This is a genomic window from Streptomyces sp. NPDC041129, from assembly GCF_055592265.1.
This window is the reverse complement of sequence record NZ_JBVIYV010000003.1, coordinates 90196-114247: the sequence shown is the minus strand read 5'-3', so window position 1 is coordinate 114247 and position 24052 is coordinate 90196. Positions and strand designations below refer to the sequence as shown.

Annotated in this window: 21 protein-coding genes; 16 read left to right on the top strand and 5 right to left on the bottom strand. The window is 73.9% G+C overall.

Features of this window, described 5'->3' with window-relative positions:
- Positions 1-100: 100 nt before the first annotated feature.
- The 10 genes from ACZ6B1_RS13275 to mug all read left to right on the top strand — a co-directional run bounded on the left by ACZ6B1_RS13275 (position 101) and on the right by mug (position 11744).
- Positions 101-793, top strand: a complete 693-nt coding sequence (locus ACZ6B1_RS13275) for a class I SAM-dependent methyltransferase (RefSeq protein WP_468777727.1) — start codon at positions 101-103, stop codon at positions 791-793.
- Between the two features lie 192 nt (positions 794-985).
- The gene (locus ACZ6B1_RS13270) at positions 986-1798 is read left to right on the top strand and encodes an ABC transporter ATP-binding protein (RefSeq protein ID WP_468777725.1); all 813 of its coding nucleotides are present in this window, start codon (positions 986-988) and stop codon (positions 1796-1798) included.
- 4 nt (positions 1799-1802) lie between these two features.
- Positions 1803-4370, top strand: a complete 2568-nt coding sequence (locus tag ACZ6B1_RS13265) for an ABC transporter permease (protein WP_468777723.1) — start codon at positions 1803-1805, stop codon at positions 4368-4370.
- A 426-nt stretch (positions 4371-4796) separates the two neighbouring features.
- On the top strand, positions 4797-5684 hold the full coding sequence (locus ACZ6B1_RS13260; RefSeq protein WP_468777721.1) for an LLM class F420-dependent oxidoreductase: 888 nt from the start codon (positions 4797-4799) through the stop codon (positions 5682-5684).
- Positions 5685-5728: 44 nt separating this feature from the next.
- Positions 5729-6154, top strand: a complete 426-nt coding sequence (locus ACZ6B1_RS13255; RefSeq protein ID WP_468777719.1) for a GNAT family N-acetyltransferase — start codon at positions 5729-5731, stop codon at positions 6152-6154.
- A 217-nt stretch (positions 6155-6371) separates the two neighbouring features.
- A complete protein-coding gene (locus tag ACZ6B1_RS13250) occupies positions 6372-7715 on the top strand; it encodes a hemolysin family protein (RefSeq protein WP_468777717.1) in 1344 nt (447 codons plus the stop codon).
- A complete protein-coding gene (locus ACZ6B1_RS13245) occupies positions 7712-8725 on the top strand; it encodes a hemolysin family protein (protein WP_468777715.1) in 1014 nt (337 codons plus the stop codon). Before ACZ6B1_RS13250 ends, ACZ6B1_RS13245 begins: the two co-directional genes overlap by 4 nt.
- A gap of 114 nt (positions 8726-8839) precedes the next feature.
- Positions 8840-9628 carry an SGNH/GDSL hydrolase family protein gene (locus ACZ6B1_RS13240; protein WP_468777713.1) on the top strand — a complete coding sequence of 263 codons (789 nt, stop codon included), beginning with the start codon at positions 8840-8842 and terminating at the stop codon, positions 9626-9628.
- 131 nt (positions 9629-9759) lie between these two features.
- Positions 9760-11202: an adenylosuccinate lyase gene (gene purB / locus ACZ6B1_RS13235; protein WP_468777711.1), complete on the top strand. Its 1443-nt coding sequence runs from the start codon at positions 9760-9762 to the stop codon at positions 11200-11202.
- Positions 11199-11744: a G/U mismatch-specific DNA glycosylase gene (gene mug / locus ACZ6B1_RS13230; protein WP_468778549.1), complete on the top strand. Its 546-nt coding sequence runs from the start codon at positions 11199-11201 to the stop codon at positions 11742-11744. Before purB ends, mug begins: the two co-directional genes overlap by 4 nt.
- Positions 11745-11749: 5 nt before the next feature.
- Here mug and ACZ6B1_RS13225 read toward each other — a convergent pair whose 3' ends face one another.
- From ACZ6B1_RS13225 to ACZ6B1_RS13215, 3 genes are read right to left on the bottom strand one after another with little or no spacing between them, the layout of a single operon-like run.
- Complete coding sequence (locus ACZ6B1_RS13225; protein WP_468777709.1) at positions 11750-12190, bottom strand: hypothetical protein; 441 nt, start codon at positions 12188-12190, stop codon at positions 11750-11752.
- Positions 12191-12231: 41 nt separating this feature from the next.
- Entirely contained in the window at positions 12232-12942 is a 711-nt protein-coding gene (locus ACZ6B1_RS13220; RefSeq protein ID WP_468777707.1) for an ABC transporter permease, read from the bottom strand.
- 2 nt (positions 12943-12944) lie between these two features.
- Positions 12945-13865 carry an ABC transporter ATP-binding protein gene (locus tag ACZ6B1_RS13215; protein ID WP_468777705.1) on the bottom strand — a complete coding sequence of 307 codons (921 nt, stop codon included), beginning with the start codon at positions 13863-13865 and terminating at the stop codon, positions 12945-12947.
- A gap of 106 nt (positions 13866-13971) precedes the next feature.
- On the opposite strand from ACZ6B1_RS13215, the gene ACZ6B1_RS13210 reads away from it, so the two are divergent.
- The 3 genes from ACZ6B1_RS13210 (at position 13972) to ACZ6B1_RS13200 (ending at position 17052) form a co-directional block, all read left to right on the top strand.
- Positions 13972-15126: a sensor histidine kinase gene (locus ACZ6B1_RS13210; RefSeq protein WP_468777703.1), complete on the top strand. Its 1155-nt coding sequence runs from the start codon at positions 13972-13974 to the stop codon at positions 15124-15126.
- Positions 15127-15140: 14 nt separating this feature from the next.
- Complete coding sequence (locus tag ACZ6B1_RS13205) at positions 15141-15794, top strand: response regulator (RefSeq protein ID WP_468777701.1); 654 nt, start codon at positions 15141-15143, stop codon at positions 15792-15794.
- 100 nt (positions 15795-15894) lie between these two features.
- The gene (locus ACZ6B1_RS13200) at positions 15895-17052 is read left to right on the top strand and encodes an ROK family transcriptional regulator (RefSeq protein ID WP_468777699.1); all 1158 of its coding nucleotides are present in this window, start codon (positions 15895-15897) and stop codon (positions 17050-17052) included.
- Between the two features lie 111 nt (positions 17053-17163).
- Here the strand turns inward: ACZ6B1_RS13200 and ACZ6B1_RS13195 are convergent, their stop codons facing one another.
- Positions 17164-17925 carry a GntR family transcriptional regulator gene (locus ACZ6B1_RS13195; RefSeq protein ID WP_468777697.1) on the bottom strand — a complete coding sequence of 254 codons (762 nt, stop codon included), beginning with the start codon at positions 17923-17925 and terminating at the stop codon, positions 17164-17166.
- 330 nt (positions 17926-18255) lie between these two features.
- Here ACZ6B1_RS13195 and ACZ6B1_RS13190 point away from each other — a divergent pair, with 330 nt between their 5' ends.
- The 3 genes from ACZ6B1_RS13190 to ACZ6B1_RS13180 all read left to right on the top strand — a co-directional run bounded on the left by ACZ6B1_RS13190 (position 18256) and on the right by ACZ6B1_RS13180 (position 22680).
- Positions 18256-19086: an alpha/beta fold hydrolase gene (locus tag ACZ6B1_RS13190; protein WP_468777695.1), complete on the top strand. Its 831-nt coding sequence runs from the start codon at positions 18256-18258 to the stop codon at positions 19084-19086.
- 116 nt (positions 19087-19202) lie between these two features.
- Complete coding sequence (locus ACZ6B1_RS13185; protein WP_468777693.1) at positions 19203-20789, top strand: alkaline phosphatase D family protein; 1587 nt, start codon at positions 19203-19205, stop codon at positions 20787-20789.
- Between the two features lie 454 nt (positions 20790-21243).
- Positions 21244-22680, top strand: coding sequence for a GNAT family N-acetyltransferase (locus ACZ6B1_RS13180; protein WP_468777691.1), 1437 nt, complete (start codon positions 21244-21246; stop codon positions 22678-22680).
- 76 nt (positions 22681-22756) lie between these two features.
- On the opposite strand, the gene ACZ6B1_RS13175 is transcribed toward ACZ6B1_RS13180, so the two are convergent.
- Positions 22757-24010 carry a trans-sulfuration enzyme family protein gene (locus tag ACZ6B1_RS13175; protein WP_468777689.1) on the bottom strand — a complete coding sequence of 418 codons (1254 nt, stop codon included), beginning with the start codon at positions 24008-24010 and terminating at the stop codon, positions 22757-22759.
- Between the last annotated feature and the right edge of the window lie 42 nt (positions 24011-24052).

Genomic DNA, 24052 nt, shown 5'->3' with positions numbered 1-24052 from the left:
CCGCACACCTCCCGCCCGCCGCTCATGACCATGGACGCGGCGGGGGTGTGCCGGGGCTCCCCGGGGGACAATATCCGTAGGCCCTGTCCGGGAGGTTGCCATGCGGTTGTCGTCGGCCGGTTCCGGCACGGTGGCGCGGAGTCCCGTCCACCACCCGCTCTTCGCCCGTTACTACGCCCGGCTCAGCGTGGGCGCCGAGACCCGGCTCGGGATGGCCGGGATACGCGAGCGGCTGCTCGCCGGGCTGTCCGGGCGGGTGATCGAGATCGGTGCCGGGAACGGGCTGAACTTCGGGCACTATCCGGGGGCGGTCGCGGAGGTCGTAGCGATCGAACCCGAGCCGCTGCTGCGGAAGCTGGCCCTGGAGTCGGCCCTGCGCGTCCAGGTGCCCGTCGACGTGGTGCCCGGGGTCGCGGAGGCGCTGCCCGTGAAGAGCGAGGCCTTCGACGCGGCCGTGCTGTCGCTCGTGCTGTGCAGCGTGCGGGACGTGGCACGGACGCTGGGCGAGGTGCGGCGGGTGCTCAAACCGGGTGGCGAGGTGCGGTTCTTCGAGCACGGCCGGGGCGGCGGCCGGATGATGGTGCTGACCCAGCGCACCCTGGACCGCACGCTCTGGCCGGCACTGAGCGGCGGCTGCCACCTGGCCCGTGACCCGGTCGCAGGACTGCGTGACGCCGGCTTCGAACTCGGGCCGCAGCGGCGGGTGCTGCTGCCGGAGCGGGGACCGAGGCTGCCCACGTCGTACTGCGCCCTGGGCACGGCCTGGCGGCCCGCGGAACCGGCCGAGCGCTGACCGCCGGCACCGTACACGGCGGCCGCCCCGGCCTGGGGCGGCCGGCACCCGTGACGGCGATCCGATGGGCCGTCCCGGGGACGGTGCCCCTTACACGGTGTGCGTGTCGTCGGCCCCAGGAGGGATACCGGCTGTGGGCCCGGTCACACTAGGCTCGGTCGGAACGAGGGAGTCGACGACCGGGAGGCGGTCTTGTCCACACCTGCTGCTGAGCACGCACCGGGCCTGACGCCGGACGGCGGGATCGCTGCCCGCGCGCGCGGGCTGACCAAGGCGTACGGCTCGGGTGAGACCGCGGTGCTCGCCCTCGACTCGGTGGACGTGGACATCGCCCGCGGCCGCTTCACCGCCGTGATGGGTCCCTCGGGCTCGGGGAAGTCCACGCTGATGCACTGCCTGGCGGGACTGGACAACGTGTCCGCCGGTCAGGTCTGGCTCGGCGACACCGAGATCACCGGCATGAAGGACCGGGAGCTGACCCGGCTGCGGCGGGACCGGATCGGCTTCATGTTCCAGTCGTTCAACCTGATCCCGACGCTGACCGCGGCCGAGAACATCACGCTGCCGATGGACATCGCCGGCCGCGGACCCCAAGCGGCCTGGCTGGACCAGGTCATCGACACCCTCGGGCTGCGCGGACGCCTGTCCCACCGGCCCGCGCAGCTCTCGGGCGGTCAGCAGCAGCGGGTGGCGTGCGCGCGGGCGCTGGCGTCCCGGCCCGAGCTGATCTTCGCCGACGAGCCGACGGGCAACCTGGACTCGCGCGCCGGACTCGAGGTGCTGGGCTTCCTGCGCAGCGCCGTGGACGATCTCGGGCAGACGGTCGTCATGGTCACCCACGACCCGGGCGCGGCCGCCCACTCCGACCTGGTGCTCTTCCTCGCCGACGGGCGGATCGTGGACGAGATGGCGCGGCCGACGGCGGACGCAGTGCTGGAGCGGATGAAGGCGTTCGACGTGGTGCGCGGGCGGCTCGGCGGCGACGTCGCCGCCCACGAGGGCTGACCCGGTGCTCAGAGCGACCCTGCGCAGTTTCCTCGCCCACAAGGGCCGTCTGGCGCTGTCCGCGCTGGCCGTCGTGCTGTCCGTGGCGTTCGTCGCGGGCAGTCTGATCTTCTCCGACACCGTGGGCCGTACCTTCGACCGGCTCTTCGCCTCCACCGCCGCCGATGTGACCGTGGAGCCGAAGGAGGACCTGAAGTCCGCCGTGCCCGGCGGCGTGGTCCAGACCGTCCCCGCGAACCTGACGGACCGGATCGCGAAGGTGGACGGGGTCGCCGCCGCGTACGCGGACGTCTCGGTGCGGAACGTGGTGGTCGTCGACAGCCGCGACCGGTCCGTCGGGCCGACGACCGGCGCCCCGACCGTCGCCGGCTCCTGGTACGCCACCCGCCGCAGCCCGGTGAAGCTGACCTCCGGTCACGCCCCGCACGGCGCGGGCCAGGCGATGCTCGACGCGGACACCGCCGGCAAGAAGCACGTGCGGATCGGCGACACGCTGACGGTGCAGGCGCAGCCGGGTTCGTTCCGGGTCCGGGTCGTCGGCATCGCCACGTTCACCACCACCAACCCGGGTGCCGCCCGGGTGTTCCTCGACCCCGCGGTGGCCGGCCGCGCACTGCTCGGTTCCGCCGGCCGGGCCACCGGCGTCTCGGTGGACGCGGCGAAGGGCGTGACCGACACGGAGCTAAAGCACCGGGTCGGCGCGGCGATCGGCACCGGGACGTACGACCTGAGGACCGCGGACGAGCAGGCCAAGTCCGCAGCGGCCGACCTCGGCGGCTTCCTCGACGTGATCAAGTACATGATGCTGGGCTTCGCCGGCATCGCCGTGCTCGTCGGCGTCTTCCTGATCGTCAACACCTTCTCCATGCTGATCGCCCAGCGCACCCGCGAACTGGGCCTGCTACGGGCGCTGGGCGCGGACCGGCGGCAGGTGCGGCGGTCGGTGCTCACGGAGGCGGTGCTGCTCGGAGTGGCCGGCTCCACGCTCGGCCTCGCCGCGGGGATCGGCCTCGCGTTCGGTCTCATCCGGCTGATGGCCGCGTTCGGGATGAACCTGAAGGCCACCGAGATGGTCATCGGCTGGGGCACCCCGGTCGCCGCGTACGCGGTCGGCGTCGGCGTCACCTTCGTCGCCGCGTATCCGCCCGCGCGCCGGGCGGCCGCCGTCTCCCCGATGGCGGCGCTGGCGGACGCCGAGGTCGCCGGTGTGGGCAAACCGTTGCGGACCCGGGCGATCGTCGGGTCCGTGGTCGGGGCGGCCGGTGCGACCGCGCTGGCCGGCTGCGCGGCGGCCGACCGGACCGCCCCGGCCTCCTCGTTGCTGGGCCTCGGCGTGGTGCTGACGCTGATCGCCACCGTGATCGCGGGCCCGCTGCTGGTGCGGCCGGTGATCCGGGTCCTCGGCGGGGCCTTCCCCGCGCTGTTCGGGCCGGTCGGCCGGATGAGCCAGCGCAACGCGCTGCGCAATCCGCGCCGCACCGGCGCGACCGCCGCCGCGCTGATGGTGGGTCTGGCGCTGGTCGCCGGCATGTCGGTGGCGAGCGCGTCGATGTCGGCGTCGTTCGACCGGCAGATCGACAGGACGCTCGGTGCCGACTTCATCGTGCAGGGCACCGAGTTCAGGCCGTTCAACAAGGATGTCACGGACGCCGTGTCCGGTACCCCGGGCGCCGGGCTCGTCGTGCGCCAGCGGATCGCCCCGATCGCCCTGCGGCTGCCCGACGGCAGGCGCGTCCGGACCACGGCCGCCGGGTACGACCCCCGGCTCGACGACGTCGCCCACCTCACCTACGCCCGGGGCGGCTCGGCGACGGCGCTGGCGGACGGGCACCTCGCCATGGACGCCGGCTTCGCCCAGGACCACCGGGTGCGGATCGGCACCGTGCTCCCGGTCGAGTTCCAGGGCGGCCGCCGGGCGGACCTGACGGTGGGAGCCCTCACCGACCAGGAGGGATCGCAGGCCTTCGGTTCACAGGGCGGCGTCTTCCTCGGCCTCACGACGCTCCGGAAGCAGGTGCCGGACGGCCAGGACTCCGCGCTCTACGTCAACGGGGCCCCCGGCACCGGCGCCCAGGAGCTGCGCTCGGGTCTGGAGCGGTCCCTCAAGCCGTTCCCGCAGGTCCAGGTGCGCGACCAGGCCGACTACAAGAAGCTCGTGCACGACCAGATCGCGGTGCTGCTGTACCTCGTGTACGCGCTGCTCGGGCTGGCGATCGTCATCGCGGTGCTCGGCGTGGTCAACACCCTCGCCCTGTCGGTGGTGGAGCGCACCCGGGAGATCGGGCTGCTGCGCGCGATCGGGCTGGGCCGGCGGCAGCTGCGCCGGATGATCCGGCTGGAGTCGGTGGTGATCGCGGTGTTCGGGGCGGTCCTCGGACTGGGGCTCGGTCTGGTGTGGGGTGTCTGCATGCAGCGGGTGCTCGTCCTGCAGGGCATGACCGTGCTCGCCATCCCGTGGGGCACCGTCGTCGCGGTCGTGATCGGCGCTGCGGGGGTCGGCATCGTGGCGGCCCTGTTGCCGGCGCTGCGGGCGTCCCGGATGAACGTGCTGGCGGCGATCGCGCACGAGTGACGCCACTCGCCTTCGCGGGGCGCCACGGGGCTTCCACGCGGCGCGCGGCGGGCGTCCCGCGGGGCGCGGCGCGGGCTCCGCGTAGAGCGGCGCGGGGTCCGCGTAGAGCGGCGCGGCGCGGGGTCCGCGTAGAGCGGCGCGGCGCGGGGTCCGCGTAGAGCGGCGCGGCGCGGGGTCCGCGCCGCGCGTCAGCGGCCCTCGCACGGCGCGGCTCGGCCTTCGCGTGGCACGCCGCGGACTTGGCGCGGCGCGTGGCCGGCGTCCCCGGGCCGCGGCGCGGGCTTCGCGTGGTGGGACGCCGGCCGCGTGCGGCTCGGGGGCCACCGTGGCCTTCCGCGAGGCGCGGCGCGGGCTTCTTCGCGGCGCGGCGGAGGCGTGATGGAATCGTGGCGCCAGGCTCAAGTCACCCGCTGCCGAGGAGAGTTCATGCCGCTCCCGTTCCGTTTCGGGGTCAATCTGCTCACGCCCTCACCCGCCGCCGAGTGGCGGGCCTCGTGCCGCCGTGCCGAGGAACTGGGGTACGACGTGATCCTGGTCCCCGACCACCTCGGCATGGTCGCGCCGTTCCCGGCGCTGGTGGCGGCCGCCGAGGCGACCGAGCGGCCGCGCCTCGGCACCTTCGTGCTCAACGCGGGCTTCTGGAACCCCGCGCTGCTGGCCCGCGAGGTCGCGACCACCGACGCGCTGACCGGCGGCCGGCTCGAACTCGGCCTCGGCACCGGCTACGTCGAGGCCGAGCACGAGACGGCCGGACTGCCGTACGGCTCCCCGCGCGAGCGGGTGGACCACCTGCGGCGCACGGTCCGGGAGCTGGACCGGCTGCTCGGCTCGCAGGAGCACCTGCCGAGGCCCGAACAGCGCCGAGTGCCCCTGCTGATCGGCGCCAACGGGGACCGGATGCTGCGGCTGACCGCCGAGCACGCGGACATCGCGGCGTTCACCGGAGCCCGGCCGGGACGCACCTCGGGGACGCTGGAACCGCTGACGGCCGAGGAGATGGACGAGCGGGTGGCCCGGTACCGGGAGCACGCGGCGGGCCGGGCCGAGGAGGCGGAGCTGAACCTGCTCATCCAGATCGTCGCCGTCACCGACGACCCCGAGCCCGTCCTCAAACCCCTCCTGGAGCGTCAGCCGCAGCTCACCCTGGAGGAGGCGCTGGCCCTGCCCATCGTGCTGGTCGGCCCGCTCGATGACCTCGTGGAGCGGGTGCGGGCACAGCGGGAGCGGTTCGGCTTCTCGTACCTGACGGTCCTGGAGCCCTCGATGGAGGCGTTCGCCCCGGTGCTGGCCCGGTTGCGCGAGGAGTCCGCATGATGGAATTCCCGGGCGGAAGTGCTGTCGCGTGATGGGGTCTTCACATGATCGGACTCCGCCTGCGCCCCGCCCTGCCCGCCGACCTGGACGCCGTCCTCGCGTTCTGGAGGACGGCCGCCGAGGGCACCAGCATCAGTGACGACCGTGAGGGGGTGGAGCGGCTGGTGGCCCGCGACCCCGAGGCGCTGATCCTCGCCGAGCTTGAGGGCGAGCTGGTCGGCACGGTGATCGCGGGGTTCGACGGCTGGCGCTGCCATCTGTACCGGCTCGCGGTGTCCCCCGGGCGACGGCGGCAGGGCATCGGCTCGGCGCTGCTGGCCGCCGCCGAAGAACGGTTCGCGGCGCTCGGCGGGCGGCGCGCGGACGCGATGGTGCTGGTCCGCAACGAGCGCGCACACCACGCGTGGCAGGCCGCCGGGTACGGGCCCGAGGAGCGGTGGCGGCGCTGGGTGAAGCCGCTCGCGCACTGACCGCCGGGATCGCGGATCGGATTCCGCCCCCGCCCGGACCGGCGTCCCGCCGCCCATGGAGAGCGCACACCTTGGACTCTTTGCCCATCCTTTACCATTGAGGGAGCACTCGGTCCCCCATGAAAGGTTGTGAGAGTCCGCCCATGGGCGATCCTCCCAGTCCGCGACACCGCGCGTTCCGCCCCGCCCTGCCCGATCATGGGACGGGGGTGACCCGATGACCGAAGTGCTGCTCCTCCTGCTGGCGATCCTGCTCGCCGTGGCCTGCGGCGCCTTCGTGGCGGCGGAGTTCTCGCTGACGACCGTCGAGCGCGGGGCGCTGGAACGGGCCGCCGAACGCGGCGAGCGGGGCGCCGCGGGTGCCCTGAAGGCCGTGAGAAGCCTGACCTTCCAGCTCTCCGGCGCACAGCTCGGCATCACCGTCACCAACCTGGTGGTCGGCATGCTCGCCGAGCCGTCCATCGCCACGCTGCTGGCCAGGCCCTTCGAAGCGCTGGGCCTGTCCGCCACCACGGCGAGTTCCGTCGCGCTGGTGGTGGGCACGGCCCTGTCCACGGTGTTCCTGATGGTGGTCGGCGAACTGGTGCCGAAGAACTGGGCGATCTCCTCGCCGCTGGCCGTGGCCAAACGGGTGGGCAACGCGCAGCGCTGGTTCAGCGCCGCCTTCCGCCCCTTCATCACGCACCTGAACAACATGGCCAACCGGGTGGTGCGCCGGATCGGTGTCGAGCCCGCGGAGGAGCTGGCCTCCGCACGCGGGCCGCAGGAGCTGGCGGCCCTCGCCCGGCACTCCGCGAAGGAGGGCGCACTGGCGGCGGACACCGCCGAGCTGTTCGTCCGGACGCTGAACCTGGCCGATCTGACCGCGGAGAACGTGATGACCCCGCGCGTCCAGGTCGTCGCCCTCGACGCCCAGGCGACCTGCGAGGACGTCGCGAACGCGACCCGGGCGACGGGCCTGTCCCGGTTCCCGGTCTACCGGGGCAGCCTCGACTCGGTGGTGGGCGTCGCCCACATCAAGGACGTCCTGGCCATGCCCGCCGACCAGCGCACCCGCCGCTCCGTCGGCCAGGTGATGCGCGAGCCGCTGATGGTGCCGGAGTCCCTCACCGTGGACCGGCTGCTGGACCGGCTGTCCGGCAGGCGGACCATGGCCGTCGTCATCGACGAGTACGGCGGTACGGCCGGTGTGGTCACGCTCGAGGACATCGTCGAGGAGGTCGTCGGCGAGGTACGGGACGAGCACGACCCGCACGAGACGCCCGATCTGGCCCCCGCCGGCGCCGACGCCGAGGGCCGGGCGCTGTACTCCGCCGACGGTGCCGCCCGCACCGACCAGCTCGCCCGGGTGGGCCTGCGGGCGCCCGACGGGCCGTACGAGACGCTGGCCGGACTCGTCGCCACCGAGCTGGGCCGCATACCCAGTGTCGGGGACACCGTCGAGGTGGCCGGCTGGCGGATGGACGTGGTGGACGCCTCGGGGCGCCGCGCAGCCCGGGTGCTGCTGCACGCGCCGCTGGCCGACGAGGAGCACGACCGCCGGACGGAGGGGGCGCGATGACCGCCGTACAACTGCTCATCGGCCTGGCGACGCTGGTCGTCAACGCCTTCTTCGTGGGCGCCGAGTTCGCGCTGATCTCGGTGCGTCGCTCGCAGATCGAGCCGCTCGCCCAGGAGGGCGACCGGCGGGCGAAGAGCGTGCTGTGGGGCCTGGAGCACGTCTCCGCGCTGCTGGCGGCCGCCCAGCTCGGCATCACGCTGTGCACGCTGGTCCTCGGCGTGGTCGCCGAGCCGGCGATCGCCCATCTCCTGGAGCCGGTGTTCCACGCGGTCGGCGTGTCCGCGGGCGTGGGCCACGCGGTGTCCTTCGTGATCGCGCTGACCCTGGCCACGTATCTGCACATGCTGCTGGGCGAGATGGTGCCCAAGAACATCTCGCTCGCCGAACCCGTGCGCAGCGCCCTGCTGCTCGGCCCGCCGCTGGTCGCGCTCTCCCGGGCACTGCGCCCGGTGATCTTCGCGATCAACGCCTTCGCGAACGGGCTGCTGAAGCTGCTCAGGGTGGAGGCCAAGGGCGAGGTGTCGGCGACCTTCACGGACACCGAACTCGCCGAGATCGTCAAGGACGCCAGCGAGGCGGGGCTGATCGACGACCGGGCGCAGGAGCGGCTGCACGACGCCCTGGAGCTGGGCCGCCGCCCGGTGCGGGACGTCGTCGTCCCGCTCCGGCGCGTGGTCTACGCGCGCGTGGGCATCACGCCCGAGCAGTTGGAACGGCTGTCGGCCGAGTCCGGCTTCTCCCGCTTCCCCGTGGTCGACGAAGGCCGCCGGATCGTCGGCTACCTGCACGTCAAGGACGCGCTGGACGCCCTGCCCAGGGACCTGCCGTTCCGGCTGCGGGACATGCGGCCCATCGCCCGCGTACGGGAGAGCACACCGCTGGACGACGTGCTCACCGCGATGCGCCGCAGCCGTACGCATGTGGCGGGCGTGCTCGGCGACGACGGCCGGCTGGCGGGCCTCGTGACCATGGAGGACGTCCTGCGGGAGCTGTTCGGGCAGCCCGCCTGAGCCGGTGCCGGGCGGGCCGCCCGGCACCGGCCCGGTCGGTCGCCCTCGGCCCTCCCGGGCGGGCCGAGGGCGACCGACCGACGGGTATGGAGCCGGGTTACCATCGCTGACGCCATGCACACGAATTCCATACCTCCCGCGCACTCCAGCCTGGTCGCCCTCGGCGACTCCTTCACCGAAGGCATGTCGGACCTGCTGCCCGACGGCTCCTACCGGGGCTGGGCCGATCTGCTCGCCGCGCGGATGGCCGCCCGCACCCCCGGGTTCCGGTACGCCAACCTCGCGGTGCGCGGCAAGCTGATCAAGCAGATCGTCGACGAGCAGGTCGACGTGGCGGCCGCGATGGGCGCCGATGTGATCACCCTCGTCGGCGGGCTCAACGACACGCTGCGGCCCAAGTGCGACATGGGCCGGGTGCGGGGTCTGCTGACGGAGGCCGTGGAGCGGCTGGCGCCCAACTGCCGGCAGCTCGTGCTGATGCGCAGCCCCGGCCGGCAGGGCCCGGTGCTGGAGCGGTTCCGGCCGCGCATGGAGGAGCTGTACGCCTGCATCGACGAGCTGGCCGCCAAACACGGCGCGCTGGTGGTCGACCTGTACGGGGCGCCGTCGCTGGCGGATCCCCGGCTGTGGGACGTGGACCGGCTGCACCTGACGGGCGAGGGACACCGCAGGGTCGCCGAGGCGGTGTGGCAGGCGCTCGGCCACGAGCCCGAGGACACCGAGTGGCACGTGCCGGTACCGGCCACGCTGCCGCCCGGCTGGATGCACCGGCGGATCGCCGACGCACGGTTCGCCCAGCAGCACCTGCTGCCGTGGATAGGCCGCCGGCTGACCGGCCGCTCCTCCGGCGACGGCCGCCCGGCGAAGCGCCCCGAGCTGCTGCCGTACGAGGGGCGCGCCTAGCGCTCCGCCACGGGGCCGGCAGGGTCCCGGCGACGGACCTCCCGGCCCCTCCACGTGACGTGGCTCTCGTAGCTTCCGCCGAACGGGACCGTGGCGCCGGCCTGCACGAACCGCCAGTAGAATCTGGACACGTGACTTCCGCTCCCGCCAAGCCCCGCATCCCGAACGTCCTCGCCGGACGCTACGCCTCCGCCGAGCTCGCCACGCTCTGGTCCCCCGAGCAGAAGGTGAGGCTGGAGCGGCAGCTCTGGCTCGCCGTGCTGCGGGCCCAGAAGGACCTCGGCATCGAGGTGCCGGACGAGGCGATCGCCGACTACGAGCGCGTCCTCGACACCGTCGACCTGGCCTCGATCGCCGAGCGCGAGAAGGTCACCCGGCACGACGTGAAGGCGCGGATCGAGGAGTTCAACGACCTCGCCGGGCACGAGCACGTGCACAAGGGCATGACCTCCCGTGACCTCACCGAGAACGTCGAGCAGCTCCAGATCCGGCTCTCCCTGGAGCTGATGCGCGACCGCACGGTGGCCGTCCTGGCCCGGCTCGGCAAACTGGCGGGCGAGTACGCCGAGCTGGTCATGGCGGGCCGCTCGCACAACGTGGCCGCCCAGGCCACCACTCTCGGCAAGCGGTTCGCCACCGCCGCCGACGAGCTGCTGGTCGCCCACGGCCGCGTCGAGGAGCTGCTGGGCCGCTACCCGCTGCGCGGCATCAAGGGCCCGGTGGGCACCGCCCAGGACATGCTGGACCTGCTCGGCGGCGACGCGGCCAAGCTCGCCGAGCTGGAGGACCGCATCGCGCGGCACCTGGGTTTCTCGCAGGCGTTCACCTCGGTCGGCCAGGTGTACCCGCGTTCGCTGGACTACGAGGTCGTGACCGCGCTGGTGCAGCTTGCCGCGGCGCCGTCCTCGCTGGCGAAGACGATCCGGCTGATGGCCGGGCACGAGCTGGTCACCGAGGGCTTCAAGCCGGGCCAGGTGGGCTCCTCGGCGATGCCGCACAAGATGAACACCCGCTCCTGCGAGCGTGTCAACGGCCTGATGGTGATCCTGCGCGGCTACGCCTCGATGACCGGGGAGCTGGCCGGCGACCAGTGGAACGAGGGCGACGTCTCCTGCTCGGTGGTGCGCCGGGTGGCCCTCCCCGACGCGTTCTTCGCCCTGGACGGCCTGCTGGAGACCTTCCTGACCGTGCTCGACGAGTTCGGCGCCTTCCCGGCCGTCGTCGCCCGCGAGCTGGACCGGTACCTGCCGTTCCTCGCCACCACCAAGGTGCTCATGGGCGCCGTGCGGGCGGGCGTGGGCCGCGAGGTCGGGCACGAGGCCATCAAGGAGAACGCCGTGGCCACCGCGCTCGCGATGCGTGAGCAGGGTGCCGAGCGCAACGACCTGCTCGACAAGCTCGCCGCCGACGAGCGGCTGCCGCTCGACCGCGAGGAGCTGGCCGCGCTGATGGCCGACAAGCTGTCCTTCACCGGTGCGGCCGCCGCCCAGGTCGGTGTGGTCGTCGGCCGGATCGAGGAGATCGTCAAGCAGCACCCCGAGGCGGCCGGTTACACCCCGGGAGCGATCCTCTGACCCGCTTCACCCCGGCGGAACTGGAGGCCGCCCGCGACCGTCTCGTCCCGGACGTGGTCGCGGACGGCCTTCGGGTGCTCTTCTGCGGAATCAACCCCGGTCTGATGTCCGCGGCGACGGGCCATCACTTCGCCCGCCCGGGCAACCGGTTCTGGCCGGTGCTGCATCTGTCCGGTTTCACGCCGAGGCTGCTGAAGCCCGCGGAGCAGCGGGAACTGCTGGCGTACGGGCTCGGCATCACCAATGTCGTGGCGCGGGCGACCGCTCGCGCCGACGAGCTGACCGCCGAGGAGTACGTGGCGGGCGGGCAGTCGCTGACGGCCAAGGTGACGCGGCTGAGGCCGAGGTGGCTGGCCGTGGTCGGCGTGACCGCCTACCGGTCCGCCTTCGGCGACCGCAGGGCCGGCGTGGGTCCGCAGGAGGGGGCCATCGGTGACACCCGGGTGTGGGTGCTGCCCAACCCCAGCGGGCTGAACGCGCACTGGACCGCGGCGACGATGGCGGAGGAGTTCGCGCGGCTGCGTGAGGCGGCGGAGGCCTGACGGGGTCAGGGCGGGTCCGTCTCCGTGACCACCGCCAGCAGCTGGAACGGCGGTTCGCCGTCCCAGTGGGACACCCCGAGGGCGACCCAGCGGCCCGGCTCCACCCGCCACAGGTGCAGATCCGGCACGTGCGCGGCCAGCGTGCCCCACGGCTCCGCCGCCTCCTCCCCCTCCGCGCTCCGCAGGAGCACGCCGGCCAGACCGAACACGTCCGCCGGCCCCCACCGCTCGGCGAGCCGCTCGCCGAGCGCGTCCCGTTCGGCCTCGTACTGCGCCTCCGCCGCCTCCCGGTCGGTGCCGTCGTCCGCGAGGAAGTCGCCGCTGGTCTGTAAGGCGGCTATCAGGTAACCGGGCCCGCCCGTGCCGACGTCCGTCCTGCCGTGCTCCGCCGGGAACTCCCGTGCGCACAGCCGCTCGATCAGAGCAAGACAGTTCGCGATGTCCATGTGATCCAGTAAAACGGGCCCCACTGACAATTGGCGTGCCGTCAGGCGTCCCTGCGCCGCACACTCCACGCTCCCGCGGCCAGGGCCGCCGCCGCCCAGAGCGCGGCCACGGCGAGCCCGGTCCAGGGACCGAGGGCCCCGTCATGGGTGCTGTGCAGGGCGACTTGGCCGGCCCGGTCGGGCAGCAGGTCGGCCACGCCGGAGGACATGTCGCCGATGACGAAGGACACGATCAGCAGGAACGGGATCAGCACGGAGAGCGTGGCGACGCCGCTGCGCAGCACCGCCGTGAGTCCGGCGGCGAACAGTGCCATCAGTGTGAGGTGCAGACCGCAGCCGACGGCGCCGCGCAGCCCCTCGGTCCAGGTCGGCCCGGAGTCGCCGAGAACGGCCTTGCCCACCAGCAGTGTCACGATGCCGGTGAGCAGCCCCGTCGCCAGCACCGGCAGGGCGATCGCCGTCACCTTCGCGGCGAACCACCGTCGCCGGTCCGGTACGGCCGCCAGCGTCAGCCGCAGCGCGCCGCCCCGGAACTCGGAGGAGACGGCCGTCGTACCGAAGGCGATCGCGGCGATCTGCCCGAAGTTGATGCCGAAGAACACCGAGAACAGCGGGTCCGTGTCGTCGGCGTCGGCGGAGGAGAGCGCGGAGAACGCGACGGTGGCGGCGAGGACCGCGGCCAGGCCGCCGACGAGCGAGCGCAGGGTGCGGATCTTGATCCACTCCGCGTGCAGGACCGGGGTGAACGCCATGGTCAGACCTCCTGGGGCTGGGTGGTGTACTCGGCCTCGCCGGCCGTCAGATCGAGGTAGGCCTCTTCGAGCGTGGCCTCCTGGGCGGTCAGTTCCAGCACGGGCACGCCCGCCTCCGACATCAGGCGCCCGATGTCGTCCACACGCGCGTGCCGCACGGTCCAGGTGCCGTCCGCGTCCTGGGAGGCGTCGTGGCCGTGGCGGGCGAGCAGGCCGCCGAGCGCGGAGGCGTCGGTGGTGCGGATCCTGACCCGGGGCCGCACACGCGCGTGGATGAACTCCTGGACCGGTGTGTCCGCGAGGAGGCGGCCCCGGCCGAGGATCACCAGGTGGTCGGCGAAGGCGGCGGTCTCGTTCATCAGATGGCTGGAGACGAGGACCGTACGGCCCTCCGCGGCGAGGTCGCGCAGCAGGGCGCGGATCCAGATGATGCCCTCCGGGTCGAGGCCGTTGGCGGGCTCGTCCAGCAGGATCACCTCCGGGTCACCGAGGAGGGCGGTGGCGATGCCGAGCCGCTGGCGCATGCCCAGGGAGTACGTCCGCACCCGGCGGCGGGCCACCGCGGCGAGCCCGGTCCGCTCGAGGACGGTGTCCACCCGGTGGGCCGGGATGCGGTTGCTCACCGCCAGCGCCCGCAGATGGTCGTGCGCGGTACGGGAGCCGTGCGCGGCCCCGGCGTCCGGCAGGGCGCCCACCCGGCGCAGCGGGTCCTGGAGTTCGGCGTAGGCACGGCCGCCGATCGTGGCGGTCCCAGAGGTCGGCCGGTCGAGGCCGAGGACGAGCCGCATGGTGGTGGACTTGCCCGCTCCGTTGGGGCCGAGGAACCCGGTGACGCGGCCGGGGCGGACCCCGAAGGTGAGCCGGTCCACGGCGCGCCGGCCGCCGTACTCCTTGGTGAGGTCTCGTACGTCGATGCTGGTCATGGCAACAGCGTTGCGGGGAACGGGCGTCGGCTCCTCCCCCGCCGGTGGAGAGCGCCTCCCCCGCGCGGGGGAGGTCCGCCGCCGGGGCCCCTGCGAGGATGGTTCCATGGTCCGCTTCCTGCGCCCGCTGTCGCGCGGGACGACGTACACACGTCTGCTGCATCTGTGGGTTCCCATGCTGCTGCAGAGCGTGTGGCTGCTGGTCGACGAGTCGAAGCCCTGGGTGCCCGCGCTCGTGCTCGTCCCGGTCGGCCTCGTGCCCGCCGTGCGCGTGGGCGAGGGCGTCCAGGGCCGGCTGCTGCTGACACCCGGCGCGGAGGATCCCGGTATCTCGACCACCGCGTCGGCGAGTTGGCGGGACCGTGGCCGCACGGTGCTGTGGCTGGAGCTGCGGATGCTCCTCGGCTGGGTGACCGCGTTCTTCTCCGTGTGGATGCCGATCGCGGCGTACGAACTGGCGAAGTGCGCCTGGGAGGTCGCTCCTTCCGGGGTGCCCCTGCTGGACCTGCTGCCGCCGGCAAGGGCGTGGGCCCTGCTGGCGCCCGTGCCCCTGCTCGCCCTGTACGGGGCCGTCGTCGGACTCGGCGAGCTGATCACGGCGTGGGCCCGCCGGTTCCTCGGGCCGTCCGCCGCCGAGCGGCTGACCGCGCTGGAGGAGCGCACCGAACGGCTGCTGGAACGCACCCGGATCGCACGGGAGTTGCACGACTCCATCGGGCACGCCCTGACGGTGGCGGTGGTGCAGGCGGGCGCGGCCCGGGAGGCGGGCGATCCGGAGTTCACCGAACGGGCCCTGGAGGCCATCGAGGAGACGGGCCGGGCCGCACTCGGCGATCTGGAGCGGGTGCTCGGCGTGTTGCGCGAGTCGGAGCGGCCGGCGAGCGCCCGGCCCACCCTGGCCGACGCCGACCGCCTGCTGGAGTCGGCACGCGCCTCCGGTGCCAAGGTCGAGGCCGAGGTGACCGGCCCGGTGGCAGCCGTACCGGGGCCGGTTTCGCGCGAGGGGTACCGGATCCTGCAGGAGGCGCTCACCAATGTGCTGCGGCACGCCGGAGCCGTCCCGGTGCGGGTCCGGGTGTCCGTGCGCGAGGGCGCGCTCACCCTGGACGTCCGCAATCCGCTGCCGGCCGGGCCGCCCGGCACCGGGCGGGGCAGCGGGCTGCGCGGGATCCGGGAGCGGGCCGCGCTGCTCGGGGGCACCGCCCGCACCGGCCCCGACGACGGGGACTGGCAGGTGCGTGCGGAGCTTCCGCTCGGTTGATCTACGCTGGCCGGATGCCGGTCACCGTACTCCTGGTCGACGACGAGCCCCTGGTGCGCGCGGGGCTGCGCGCCGTGCTGGAGGCGCAGCCCGACATCCGGGTGGTGGGTGAGGCCGCCGACGGGGCGGCGGTCATCCCGCTCGTGCGCCGGCTGCGGCCGGACGTGGTCGCGATGGACGTCCGGATGCCGCTGATGGACGGGATCGAGGCCACGCGCGCGGTGCTGCGCACGGTGGACGCACCGCCCAAGATCATCGTGGTGACCACCTTCGAGGACGACGAGTTCGTGTACGAGGCGCTGCGCGCCGGCGCCGACGGGTTCCTGCTGAAGCGGTCCCGGCCGGCCGAGATCGTCCACGCGGTGCGGCTGGTGGCGGACGGCGAGTCGCTGCTGTTCCCGGCGTCCGTGCGGCGCCTCGCCGCACGGTTCGGGGAGCGGCGCGCGGCCGGCGCCCCGCTGACCGCGGCCGGGCTGACGGAGCGGGAGGCGGAGGTGCTGCGGCTGATGGCACGGGGGCTGTCGAACGCGGAGATCGCCACCCGGCTGGTCGTCGGGACGGAGACGGTGAAGTCGCACGTGAGCGCCGTGCTGGCCAAGCTGGGGGCGCGTGACCGCACCCAGGCGGTGATCGCCGCCTACGAATCCGGGTTCGTCGCCCCAGGCTGACCCGGGCGGTGCGGCGGGGTCGGCGGGGCCCGGCACTCGCAGGGGTGGGCCGGGCCGAGTACGATCCGCCCAACACGCCCGCGAGCTGGGAGGACGGACGGTGGGGCAGCTTACCGGCGGCGATCCCTCGCTGCTGCGAAGGATCAACTCCGCGGTGGTGCTGCACGCGTTGCGGGCCACGGACTGCGCGACGCTCACCGAGGTCACCCGGGTCACCGGTCTGTCCCGGCCGACCGTGGAAGGCGTCGTCGAGGGGCTCATCGAGGCGGGTCTCGTGGTTGAGAAGGCCGCCGACGAGGGCACCGCGCGGCGTCAGGGGCGGCCCGCCCGCCGGTTCCGGTTCCGGGCCGAGGCCGGACATCTGCTGGGCCTGGAGATCGGCCCCCACCGGGTCGCCGCTCTCCTGTCCGACCTGGACGGACGGGTGCTGGGCACGCAGGCCAAGGAGGTGGCCGAGACGGCGCCGGCGGACGAGCGTCTCGACCGGCTGCGCGGCGCGGTCGCCGAACTGCTGCGCCGGGCCGGGGTGCCACGCGACTCGCTGCGGGCGGTGGGCGTGGCCTCACCGGGCATCGTGGAGGCGGACGGGACGGTACGGCTGGGCACGGCGCTGCCGGGGTGGACGGGCCTGCGGCTCGGCGAACGGCTCGGTCGCTCCTTCAAGTGCCCGGTGCTGGTGGAGAACGACGCCAACGCGGCGGCCGTCGCCGAGCACTGGAAGGGTGCGGCGACGGAGACCGACGACCTGGTGTTCGTCCTGGCCGGGCTCAGCCCGGGCGCGGGCGCGCTGATCGGCGGCCGGCTGCACCGGGGGTACGGCGGGGCGGCCGGGGAGATCGGCGCGCTGCATCTGCTGGGTCGGGAGGTGACCCCGGAGAAGTTGCTGTCCACCACCGACCAGCCGCTGCACCCGCTGGACGAGCAGGCGGTCGCCGAGGTGTTCGCGCTCGCCCGGGAGGGCGACCAGCGGGCGGGAGCGGCGGTCGAACGGTTCATCCAGCGGCTCGTCCACGACGTGGCCGCGCTGGTGCTGGCCCTCGACCCCGAGCTGGTGGTGATCGGCGGCTGGGCGGCCGGCCTGGACGGTGTGCTCGATCCGCTGCGCCGCGAACTCGCGCGCTACTGCCTGCGGCCGCCCAGGGTGGCGCTCTCCGCGCTCGGCGGGGCGGCCGTGGCCACGGGTGCGCTGCGGCTGGCCCTCGACCACGTCGAGGCGGAGCTGTTCGCGGTGGAGGGAACGGTCACCGCGCGGCGCTGAGACCGGGGCAGGTGAGCGTCGGGGGCACGGCGACGGCCACGGCACGGCCGATGCGGAGGACACCGGGCCGCGCCCCGGTGGAGTTCTGGGGCGCGGGTGGGAGTGCGTCGCTCAGGAGGCCCGCTGCTCGGGGTCGTGGTGTATCTCCACGTCGGGCGAGTCGCCGAAGGTCAGCCGGCAGGTGTCCGCGCGGTAGGTCGCCACGGAGAGCGCGGCGGTGCGGCCCTCGGCGAAGAACCGCGTGGTGACGACGAGGACGGGTGCGCCGGGCAGCCGGTCGAGGTCCTTGGCGTCGTCCGCGCGGGCCGAGCCCAGCTCGACGGCACGGTCCTGGCCCTCGAGCTCGAGGCGCTGCAGCTCGCGCAGCACCGCACGCGCGCGTGCCGCGCCGGACGGGGCGTCGATCGCGGTCAGGTCGGGCACCGCCGCGTCGGGGACGTGGAGCAGTTCGGTGGCGACGCGCTGGCCGCCCGACATCCGTGAGCGGCGCACGATGTGCACCGGCTCCCCGGAGCCGGTCTCCAGGGCGGCGGCCACCGCCGCGGGCGGCGCGGAGCGGACGCAGTCCACGGGCTGCCAGGCGTCGTCGTCGGAGCCGGGCCAGGTGTGCCGCCGGCTGCCCACGGCCACGCCCACGCGCGGGGGCGCGACGGTCGTGCCGACGCCGCGCCGGCGCTGCAGCCGGCCTTCCAGCTCCAGTTGTTCGAGCGCCTGGCGGAGCGTGGCGCGGGCGACGCCGAAGCGGGCGGCCAGGTCACGCTCGTTGGGCAGGATCTCGCCGACCGAGAACTCCGAGTCGAGTGCCTCGCTGAGCACGGTCTTGAGATGCCAGTACTTCGGTTCCGGCACCGATTCGAGCTGCGTGGTCCCCACCCTGTCCTCCGCAAGTGCCGTGGTCCGGCGGTTTTTAGCGCCCTTGTTTATTAAAGGTTGTTGCACTTATCTGCGACCATAAGGCGGCCCACACCCTTGGTCAAGACCAATCCTCGCTCCCTGGGGCAACGCACAGGGGCGGCGCCGCGCAGCGTTCACGCGGCGTTCGCACAGGTGGGCGGTGTGACATTCCGGAGGGGCCCGTCGCGCGGCGGCCCTCGTGGCGAACAGCCGCGCGGGCTCCAGGGGCGCGCAAGGGGCTACCCGTGGGTAGCAATTGCTGACAAGCTGTCTACGGCGTCCGTCAGCAGCCCAGACGAGGAGCACTCCATGTCCGCCACCGCCACCTTCCCGGTCCCCACTCCGCACGGCCCGAGGGACGTGACCGTCTCCTACGCGCGCGTGGGACGCGGTGCGCCACTGGTCCTGCTGCACGGCATCGGCCACCACCGGCAGGCATGGGACCCGGTCGTCGACATCCTCGCCACCGAGCGCGAGGTGATCGCGGTCGACCTGCCGGGTTTCGGCGCGTCCCCCGGCCTGCCGGGCGGCCTGCCCTACGACCTGCCCACGACGAACGCCGTGCTCGCCTCCCTGTTCGAGGCGCTGGAACTGGACCGCCCGCACGTGGCCGGCAACTCGCTGGGCGGCCTGCTGGCCCTGGAACTGGGCCGTGAGAAGCTCGTACGGTCCGTCACCGCCCTCTCTCCCGCCGGGTTCTGGACGCAGGCCGAACGCCGCTACGCCTTCGCGATGCTGCAAGCCATGCGGGGCATCGCCCAGCGGCTGCCGCTGCCCCTGGTGGAGCGGCTGTCGCGCTCCGCGGCCGGGCGCACCGCGCTGACCAGCACCATCTACCGCCGCCCCGGCCGCCGTTCGCCCGACGCCGTGGTCGCCGAGACGCTCGCGCTGGCCGGCGCCACCGGCTTCGACGCGACCCTGCGCGCCGGTACCACCGTCCAGTTCACCGACGATCTGACGGGGTTGCCGGTCACCGTCGCCTGGGGCACCCAGGACCGGCTCCTGGTGCGCCGCCAGGGCGTCCGTGCCAAGACGATCATCCCGCACGCCCGGCTGGTGCGGCTCCCCGGCTGCGGGCACGTCCCGATGAACGACGACCCGGCGCTGGTCGCCCGCGTCATCCTCGACGGCAGCCGCTGACCGGCTGAACGCCCCTGGGACGCCCCATTGTTCACCTGCGGTTCGCGCGCGCGCCGCGGCGCACCAGTAGGTGTGGCTCTGCACACTGGCCGGATCCCGTCCTTGGAGGCACAGCCATGTCCCACCGTCCGTTCCCCGGCCGACGCGGCGTGCTGCGCGGCTCCCTCGCCGCGTCGGCGGCCCTGACCCTGCCCGTGGGCCTCGGCGCGGCCCCCGCCTTCGCCCGCTCCGGGCGCCCCTCGGCGGACTGGGGCGTGCAGACCGGTGACGTGACCACCGACTCCGGTCTGGTCTGGGTGCGTTCGGACCGGCCGGCCCGGATGGTCGTGGAGACCTCGGCCACCGAGTCGTTCCGGAACCCGCGCCGATGGCACGGCCCGCTGCTGGGCGCCGGCACGGACTTCACCGGTACCACCCGGCTGCACGGCCTGCCCTCCGGCGAGCGGATCCACTACCGGGTGCTGCTCACCGACCCCGACGACCCGCGCCGCGCCGGCGAGCCGGTGACCGGCACCTTCCGCACCGTCTCCCGGCACCGCCGGGACGGCGTGCGGTTCCTGTGGTCGGGCGACCTGGCCGGACAGGGCTGGGGCATCAACCCCGACCTGGGCGGCTACCGGATCTACGACGCGATGGCGCGGCTCGACCCGGACTTCTTCCTGTGCAGCGGCGACAACATCTACGCCGACGGCCCCATCGCCGCCACCCAGGCCCTGCCCGACGGCGGCACCTGGCGGAACGTCACCACCGAGGAGAAGGCGAAGGTCGCCGAGACGCTCGCCGAGTACCGGGGCAACTTCCGCTACAACCTGCTGGACGACAACCTCAGGCGGTTCAACGCCCGGGTGCCGTCCATCGTGCAGTGGGACGACCACGAGGTGCGTAACAACTGGTACCCGGGCGAGGTGATCGCCGCCTCGGACACCCGGTACACCGAGAAGAGCATCGACGTGCTGGCGGCACGCGCGCGGCGGGCGTTCGGGGAGTACTTCCCGATCTCCACGCTGCGGCCGGGCACGAAGGAGGGCCGGGTGCACCGCGTGCTGCGCCAGGGTCCGCTGCTGGACGTGTTCGTGCTGGACATGCGCACCTACCGCAACGCCAACTCGCCCGACGACCGGACCACGGACCCGCAGGGCATCCTCGGCCGTGAGCAGCTCGAGTGGTTGAAGCGGGAGCTGGCACGGTCTCGTGCGGTGTGGAAGGTGATCGCCGCGGACATGCCGATCGGTCTCGTGGTTCCCGACACCACGGAGAACCGGCCCAACTTCGAGGCGGTGGCGCAGGGCGACCCGGGGGCCCCGCTGGGCCGGGAGCTGCAGATCGCCGAGCTGCTGCGCTTCGTCAAGCACCGCCGGATCACCGGCACGGTGTGGCTGACGGCGGACGTGCACCACACCTCGGCGCAGCACTACCAGCCGTCGCGGGCGGCGTTCACGGACTTCGAGCCGTTCTGGGAGTTCGTCTCGGGCCCGCTGAACGCCGGTGCGTTCCCGGCCAGCGCGCTGGACGGCACCTTCGGCCCGGAGCGGGTGTTCGTGAAGGCACCGACCGCGTCGAACGTCTCGCCCGCCGGCGGTTACCAGTTCTTCGGCGAGGTCGACATCGACGGCGGCAGCGGCGAACTGACGGTACGGCTGCGCGAGCAGGACGGCACCGTGCTGTTCACGCGGGCGTTGCAGCCGGGGCGGGTCGGCCAGTAGGCCCGCCGGGGCCGCCCGGTCCCGTAACCTCGGTGCCGTGCCGCGCACCGGCGTCATCCCCCGGAGCGCGGCACGGTCACGAGCCCACGCCGACTCCCCGCCGCGGGGGCGCAGCTCGCCGAGGCGTCCGAGGGACTGCTGTTTCCGCGGTGAGAAGAAGCTGGTCCGGGCCCAGCTCGTGCTGCTCGGCGGGGGCGCCGCTCGCCTCCGGCGGTGGTCCGGGGCACGCGGGGAGGTGCCGCAGCCGGCGGAGATTGCCGCGCGGCGGCTCCTCCCGCCTCGTCCACCCAGGCGCGGCGGCTGCGGGACTCCCTGGCCCCGGAAGCGGCCGCCTGAGCCGGACTCCGTACTGGAAAATCCAACAAAAAGGACGGAAGCATGCTTTACCCATCGGTCACACATCGTTCGTGATCACGCAACACCGTTCCTTCACAGTGGCTGCATGACTTCAGACATGTCTCGAGTGACCCGGACGAAGCACGGTCGGCCCGTGCACCACTGGCGGCGGGACCTCGTCGAACTCGCCGCCCTGTTCACCGCGGTGGCGGTGGCGGACGGCGTGGCCAACCTGATCGGACACGGCCCCGACGGCCCCGCGCTGCTGGTGATCTCGGCGGTCGTGCTGGCCGCGACGGCGGGCTTCCACACCTGGTGGGCACGTCGTCACGGGCACGCGCCGCCGGCCGAGCATACCGGTGCCCGGCCGACCGCCGAGGTGCGGCCGGCCGGGCCCGCGCAGGACCCGGACGCGTCGGCACCGGACACGGCCGGGGCGAGCGCGCTGTGGCGGATGCGCACCACGGTGCGGGACGAGCCCGGCTCGCTGGCCTCGCTGTGCACGGCGCTGGCCGGACAGCGGGTCGACATCCTGAGCCTGCAGACGCACCCGCTGGCCGAGGGCACCGTGGACGAGTTCCTGCTGCGGGCGCCCGAGGCGCTCACGGCCACCGAGCTCACCCGGACGGTGTCGCTGGCCGGTGGCGCGTCCACGTGGATCGAGCGGGCCGACGCCCATGACCTGGTGGACGCCCCGACCCGGGTCCTGGCCCTCGCGGCGCGCACCGCGCTGGACACGGCGGAACTGCCGCTGGCACTGCGGCAGTTGCTCGGCCGGTGCACGATCCGCTCGTTGCCCGCCACGCCCTTCGGCGGGGGCCGCGGACCGGAGCCGGTGCCCGCGGAGGGGGTGCTCGAGGACACCGTCATGCGGCTGCGGGCGCCGGAGGGCGGCGTACTCACCGTGGAGCGGGCGTATCTGCCGTTCACCCCGGCCGAGTTCGCGCGGGCCAGGGCGCTGGTGGAGCTGGACAGCCGGCTCGGTCCGCGGATCCCGGGCGGTCACGACGTGCTGACGCTGCCCGAGGGCGCCGACATCACCGTGCGCCGGGTGGACACCGGCGATCTCGCGGCGGCCAGGGCCATGCACGAGCGGTGCTCGCGGCGAACCCTCGGCCTGCGCTACCACGGGCCGGCCGGGGACGCCGACCGCTATCTGAACCACCTGCTCAGCCCCCGCTTCGGCCGGACGCTGGCCGCGCAGACCGCCTCCGGGCGCATCGTCGGCCTCGGCCATCTGCTGTGGGACGGCGACGAGACCGAGGTCGCGCTGCTGATCGAGGACGCCTGGCAGCGGCGCGGCATCGGCGCCGAACTGCTCGGCCGCCTGGTGACGATGGCGGTGGAGGCCGGCTGCGAGAGCGTGTACGCCGTGACGCAGGCCTCCAACACCGGGATGGTCGCTGCGATGCGCGGCCTCGGGCTGCCCCTGGACTACCAGATCGAGGAGGGCACCCTGGTCGTCACCGCACGTCTGGACACGGCTGCCGTCGCCGCCCGGGCATCGCGCGAGGGCCGCGGGGAGCGACTCGGTGAGGCCGCCCGCCGCGACTGAGACCGCCCGCCGCGACCGCGGCGGGCACGGCGGCCCGGCCCCCCGTACCGGGCCGCCGTCGTCAGTGCGAGGCCGTTCAGCCCACGGTCTCCCGGAGGGGCGCGGCGTCCCGGAGGGGCGCGGCGTCCCGGAGGGGCGCGGCGTCCCGCAGCGGGACCGGCGTCCGGGCCCGCTCCCCCAGCGCCTGGTCGAGGTCCGCCCACACGTCGTCGACGTCCTCCAGGCCCACGGACATCCGCAGCAGCCGGTCGCTCACCCCGGCGCCGCGCCGGTCGTCGGCGTCGACGATGCGGTGGCTGATGGACGCGGGATGCTGGATGAGGGTGTCGACGCTGCCCAGGCTTACCGCCGGGGTGATCAGGCCGACCCGGGCGATCACCTCGTGCGGGTCGCCGTGCGTCTCGAAGGCGACCATCGCGCCGCCCAGCTTCGGGTAGTGGACGCGGGCCACCCGCGGGTCGGCGGCGAGCCGGCCGGCCAGTTCGGCGGCGCTCGCGGAGGCGGCCCGTACTCGCACCGGCAGCGTGGACAGGCCCCTGAGCAGCAGGTAACCGGCCAGCGGATGCAGCACACCGCCCGTGGCGAAACGTATCTGCCGGAGCCGCCCGGCGAACTCCTCGTCGCAGGCCACCACACCGGCGAGGACGTCGCCGTGGCCGCCGAGGTACTTGGTGGCGCTGTGCAGCACCAGCCGTGCGCCGTGTTCGGCGGGACGCTGCAGCACCGGCGTGGCGAAGGTGTTGTCGGCGAGCAGCGGGACCGAGCCGCAGGAGTGGGCGACGGCCCGCAGGTCGACCTCGGCGAGGGTCGGGTTGGCCGGTGACTCGACCATCACCAGACCGGTGTCGGGACGCAGCGCGTCGGCGATCCCGGCCGGGTCGGTCCAGGTGACCTCGGTGCCGAGGAGCCCGGCGGTGAGCAGGTGGTCGCTGCAGCCGTACAGCGGGCGCACCGCGACCACATGGCGCAGCCCCGTCGCGGACCGCGCCAGCAGGACCGCGCTGAGCGCGGCCATGCCGCTGGCGAAGGCGACGGCGGACTCGGTGCCCTCCAGCCGGGCGAGGGCTGTCTCGAAGCGGGCCACGGTCGGGTTGCCGAGGCGGCCGTAGATCGGCGGCCCGTCGGGGTCGGCGCCGTCGGTGGCGAAGGCGTCGATGCGGGCGGCCTCGCCGCGGCTGTCGAAGGAGGGATAGGTGGTGGACAGGTCGATCGGCGGGGCGTGCAGCCCCTGGCGGGCGAGGTCGTCGCGGCCGGCGTGCACGGCCTCGGTGGCCAGTGCTCTCGATGCGGTGCGTACGGCGTCGTAGGCACCCGTGCTCGCTGTGTCCATGGGCGGAAGGGTGAACACCGGACGGGCTGCGGGGATCAAGCA

What these genes read in the sequence shown, in the direction of transcription:
- ACZ6B1_RS13180 (WP_468777691.1), top strand. Translation starts at nt 21,244, where the DNA reads ATGTCTCGAGTGACCCGGACGAAGCACGGTCGGCCCGTGCACCACTGG.
- ACZ6B1_RS13175 (WP_468777689.1), bottom strand. Translation starts at nt 24,010, where the DNA reads ATGGACACAGCGAGCACGGGTGCCTACGACGCCGTACGCACCGCATCG.
- ACZ6B1_RS13225 (WP_468777709.1), bottom strand. Translation starts at nt 12,190, where the DNA reads ATGGACATCGCGAACTGTCTTGCTCTGATCGAGCGGCTGTGCGCACGG.
- ACZ6B1_RS13240 (WP_468777713.1), top strand. Translation starts at nt 8,840, where the DNA reads ATGCACACGAATTCCATACCTCCCGCGCACTCCAGCCTGGTCGCCCTC.
- ACZ6B1_RS13255 (WP_468777719.1), top strand. Translation starts at nt 5,729, where the DNA reads ATGATCGGACTCCGCCTGCGCCCCGCCCTGCCCGCCGACCTGGACGCC.
- ACZ6B1_RS13210 (WP_468777703.1), top strand. Translation starts at nt 13,972, where the DNA reads ATGGTCCGCTTCCTGCGCCCGCTGTCGCGCGGGACGACGTACACACGT.
- ACZ6B1_RS13185 (WP_468777693.1), top strand. Translation starts at nt 19,203, where the DNA reads ATGTCCCACCGTCCGTTCCCCGGCCGACGCGGCGTGCTGCGCGGCTCC.
- ACZ6B1_RS13220 (WP_468777707.1), bottom strand. Translation starts at nt 12,942, where the DNA reads ATGGCGTTCACCCCGGTCCTGCACGCGGAGTGGATCAAGATCCGCACC.
- ACZ6B1_RS13275 (WP_468777727.1), top strand. Translation starts at nt 101, where the DNA reads ATGCGGTTGTCGTCGGCCGGTTCCGGCACGGTGGCGCGGAGTCCCGTC.
- ACZ6B1_RS13190 (WP_468777695.1), top strand. Translation starts at nt 18,256, where the DNA reads ATGTCCGCCACCGCCACCTTCCCGGTCCCCACTCCGCACGGCCCGAGG.
- ACZ6B1_RS13215 (WP_468777705.1), bottom strand. Translation starts at nt 13,865, where the DNA reads ATGACCAGCATCGACGTACGAGACCTCACCAAGGAGTACGGCGGCCGG.
- ACZ6B1_RS13205 (WP_468777701.1), top strand. Translation starts at nt 15,141, where the DNA reads ATGCCGGTCACCGTACTCCTGGTCGACGACGAGCCCCTGGTGCGCGCG.
- ACZ6B1_RS13260 (WP_468777721.1), top strand. Translation starts at nt 4,797, where the DNA reads ATGCCGCTCCCGTTCCGTTTCGGGGTCAATCTGCTCACGCCCTCACCC.
- ACZ6B1_RS13250 (WP_468777717.1), top strand. Translation starts at nt 6,372, where the DNA reads ATGACCGAAGTGCTGCTCCTCCTGCTGGCGATCCTGCTCGCCGTGGCC.
- ACZ6B1_RS13245 (WP_468777715.1), top strand. Translation starts at nt 7,712, where the DNA reads ATGACCGCCGTACAACTGCTCATCGGCCTGGCGACGCTGGTCGTCAAC.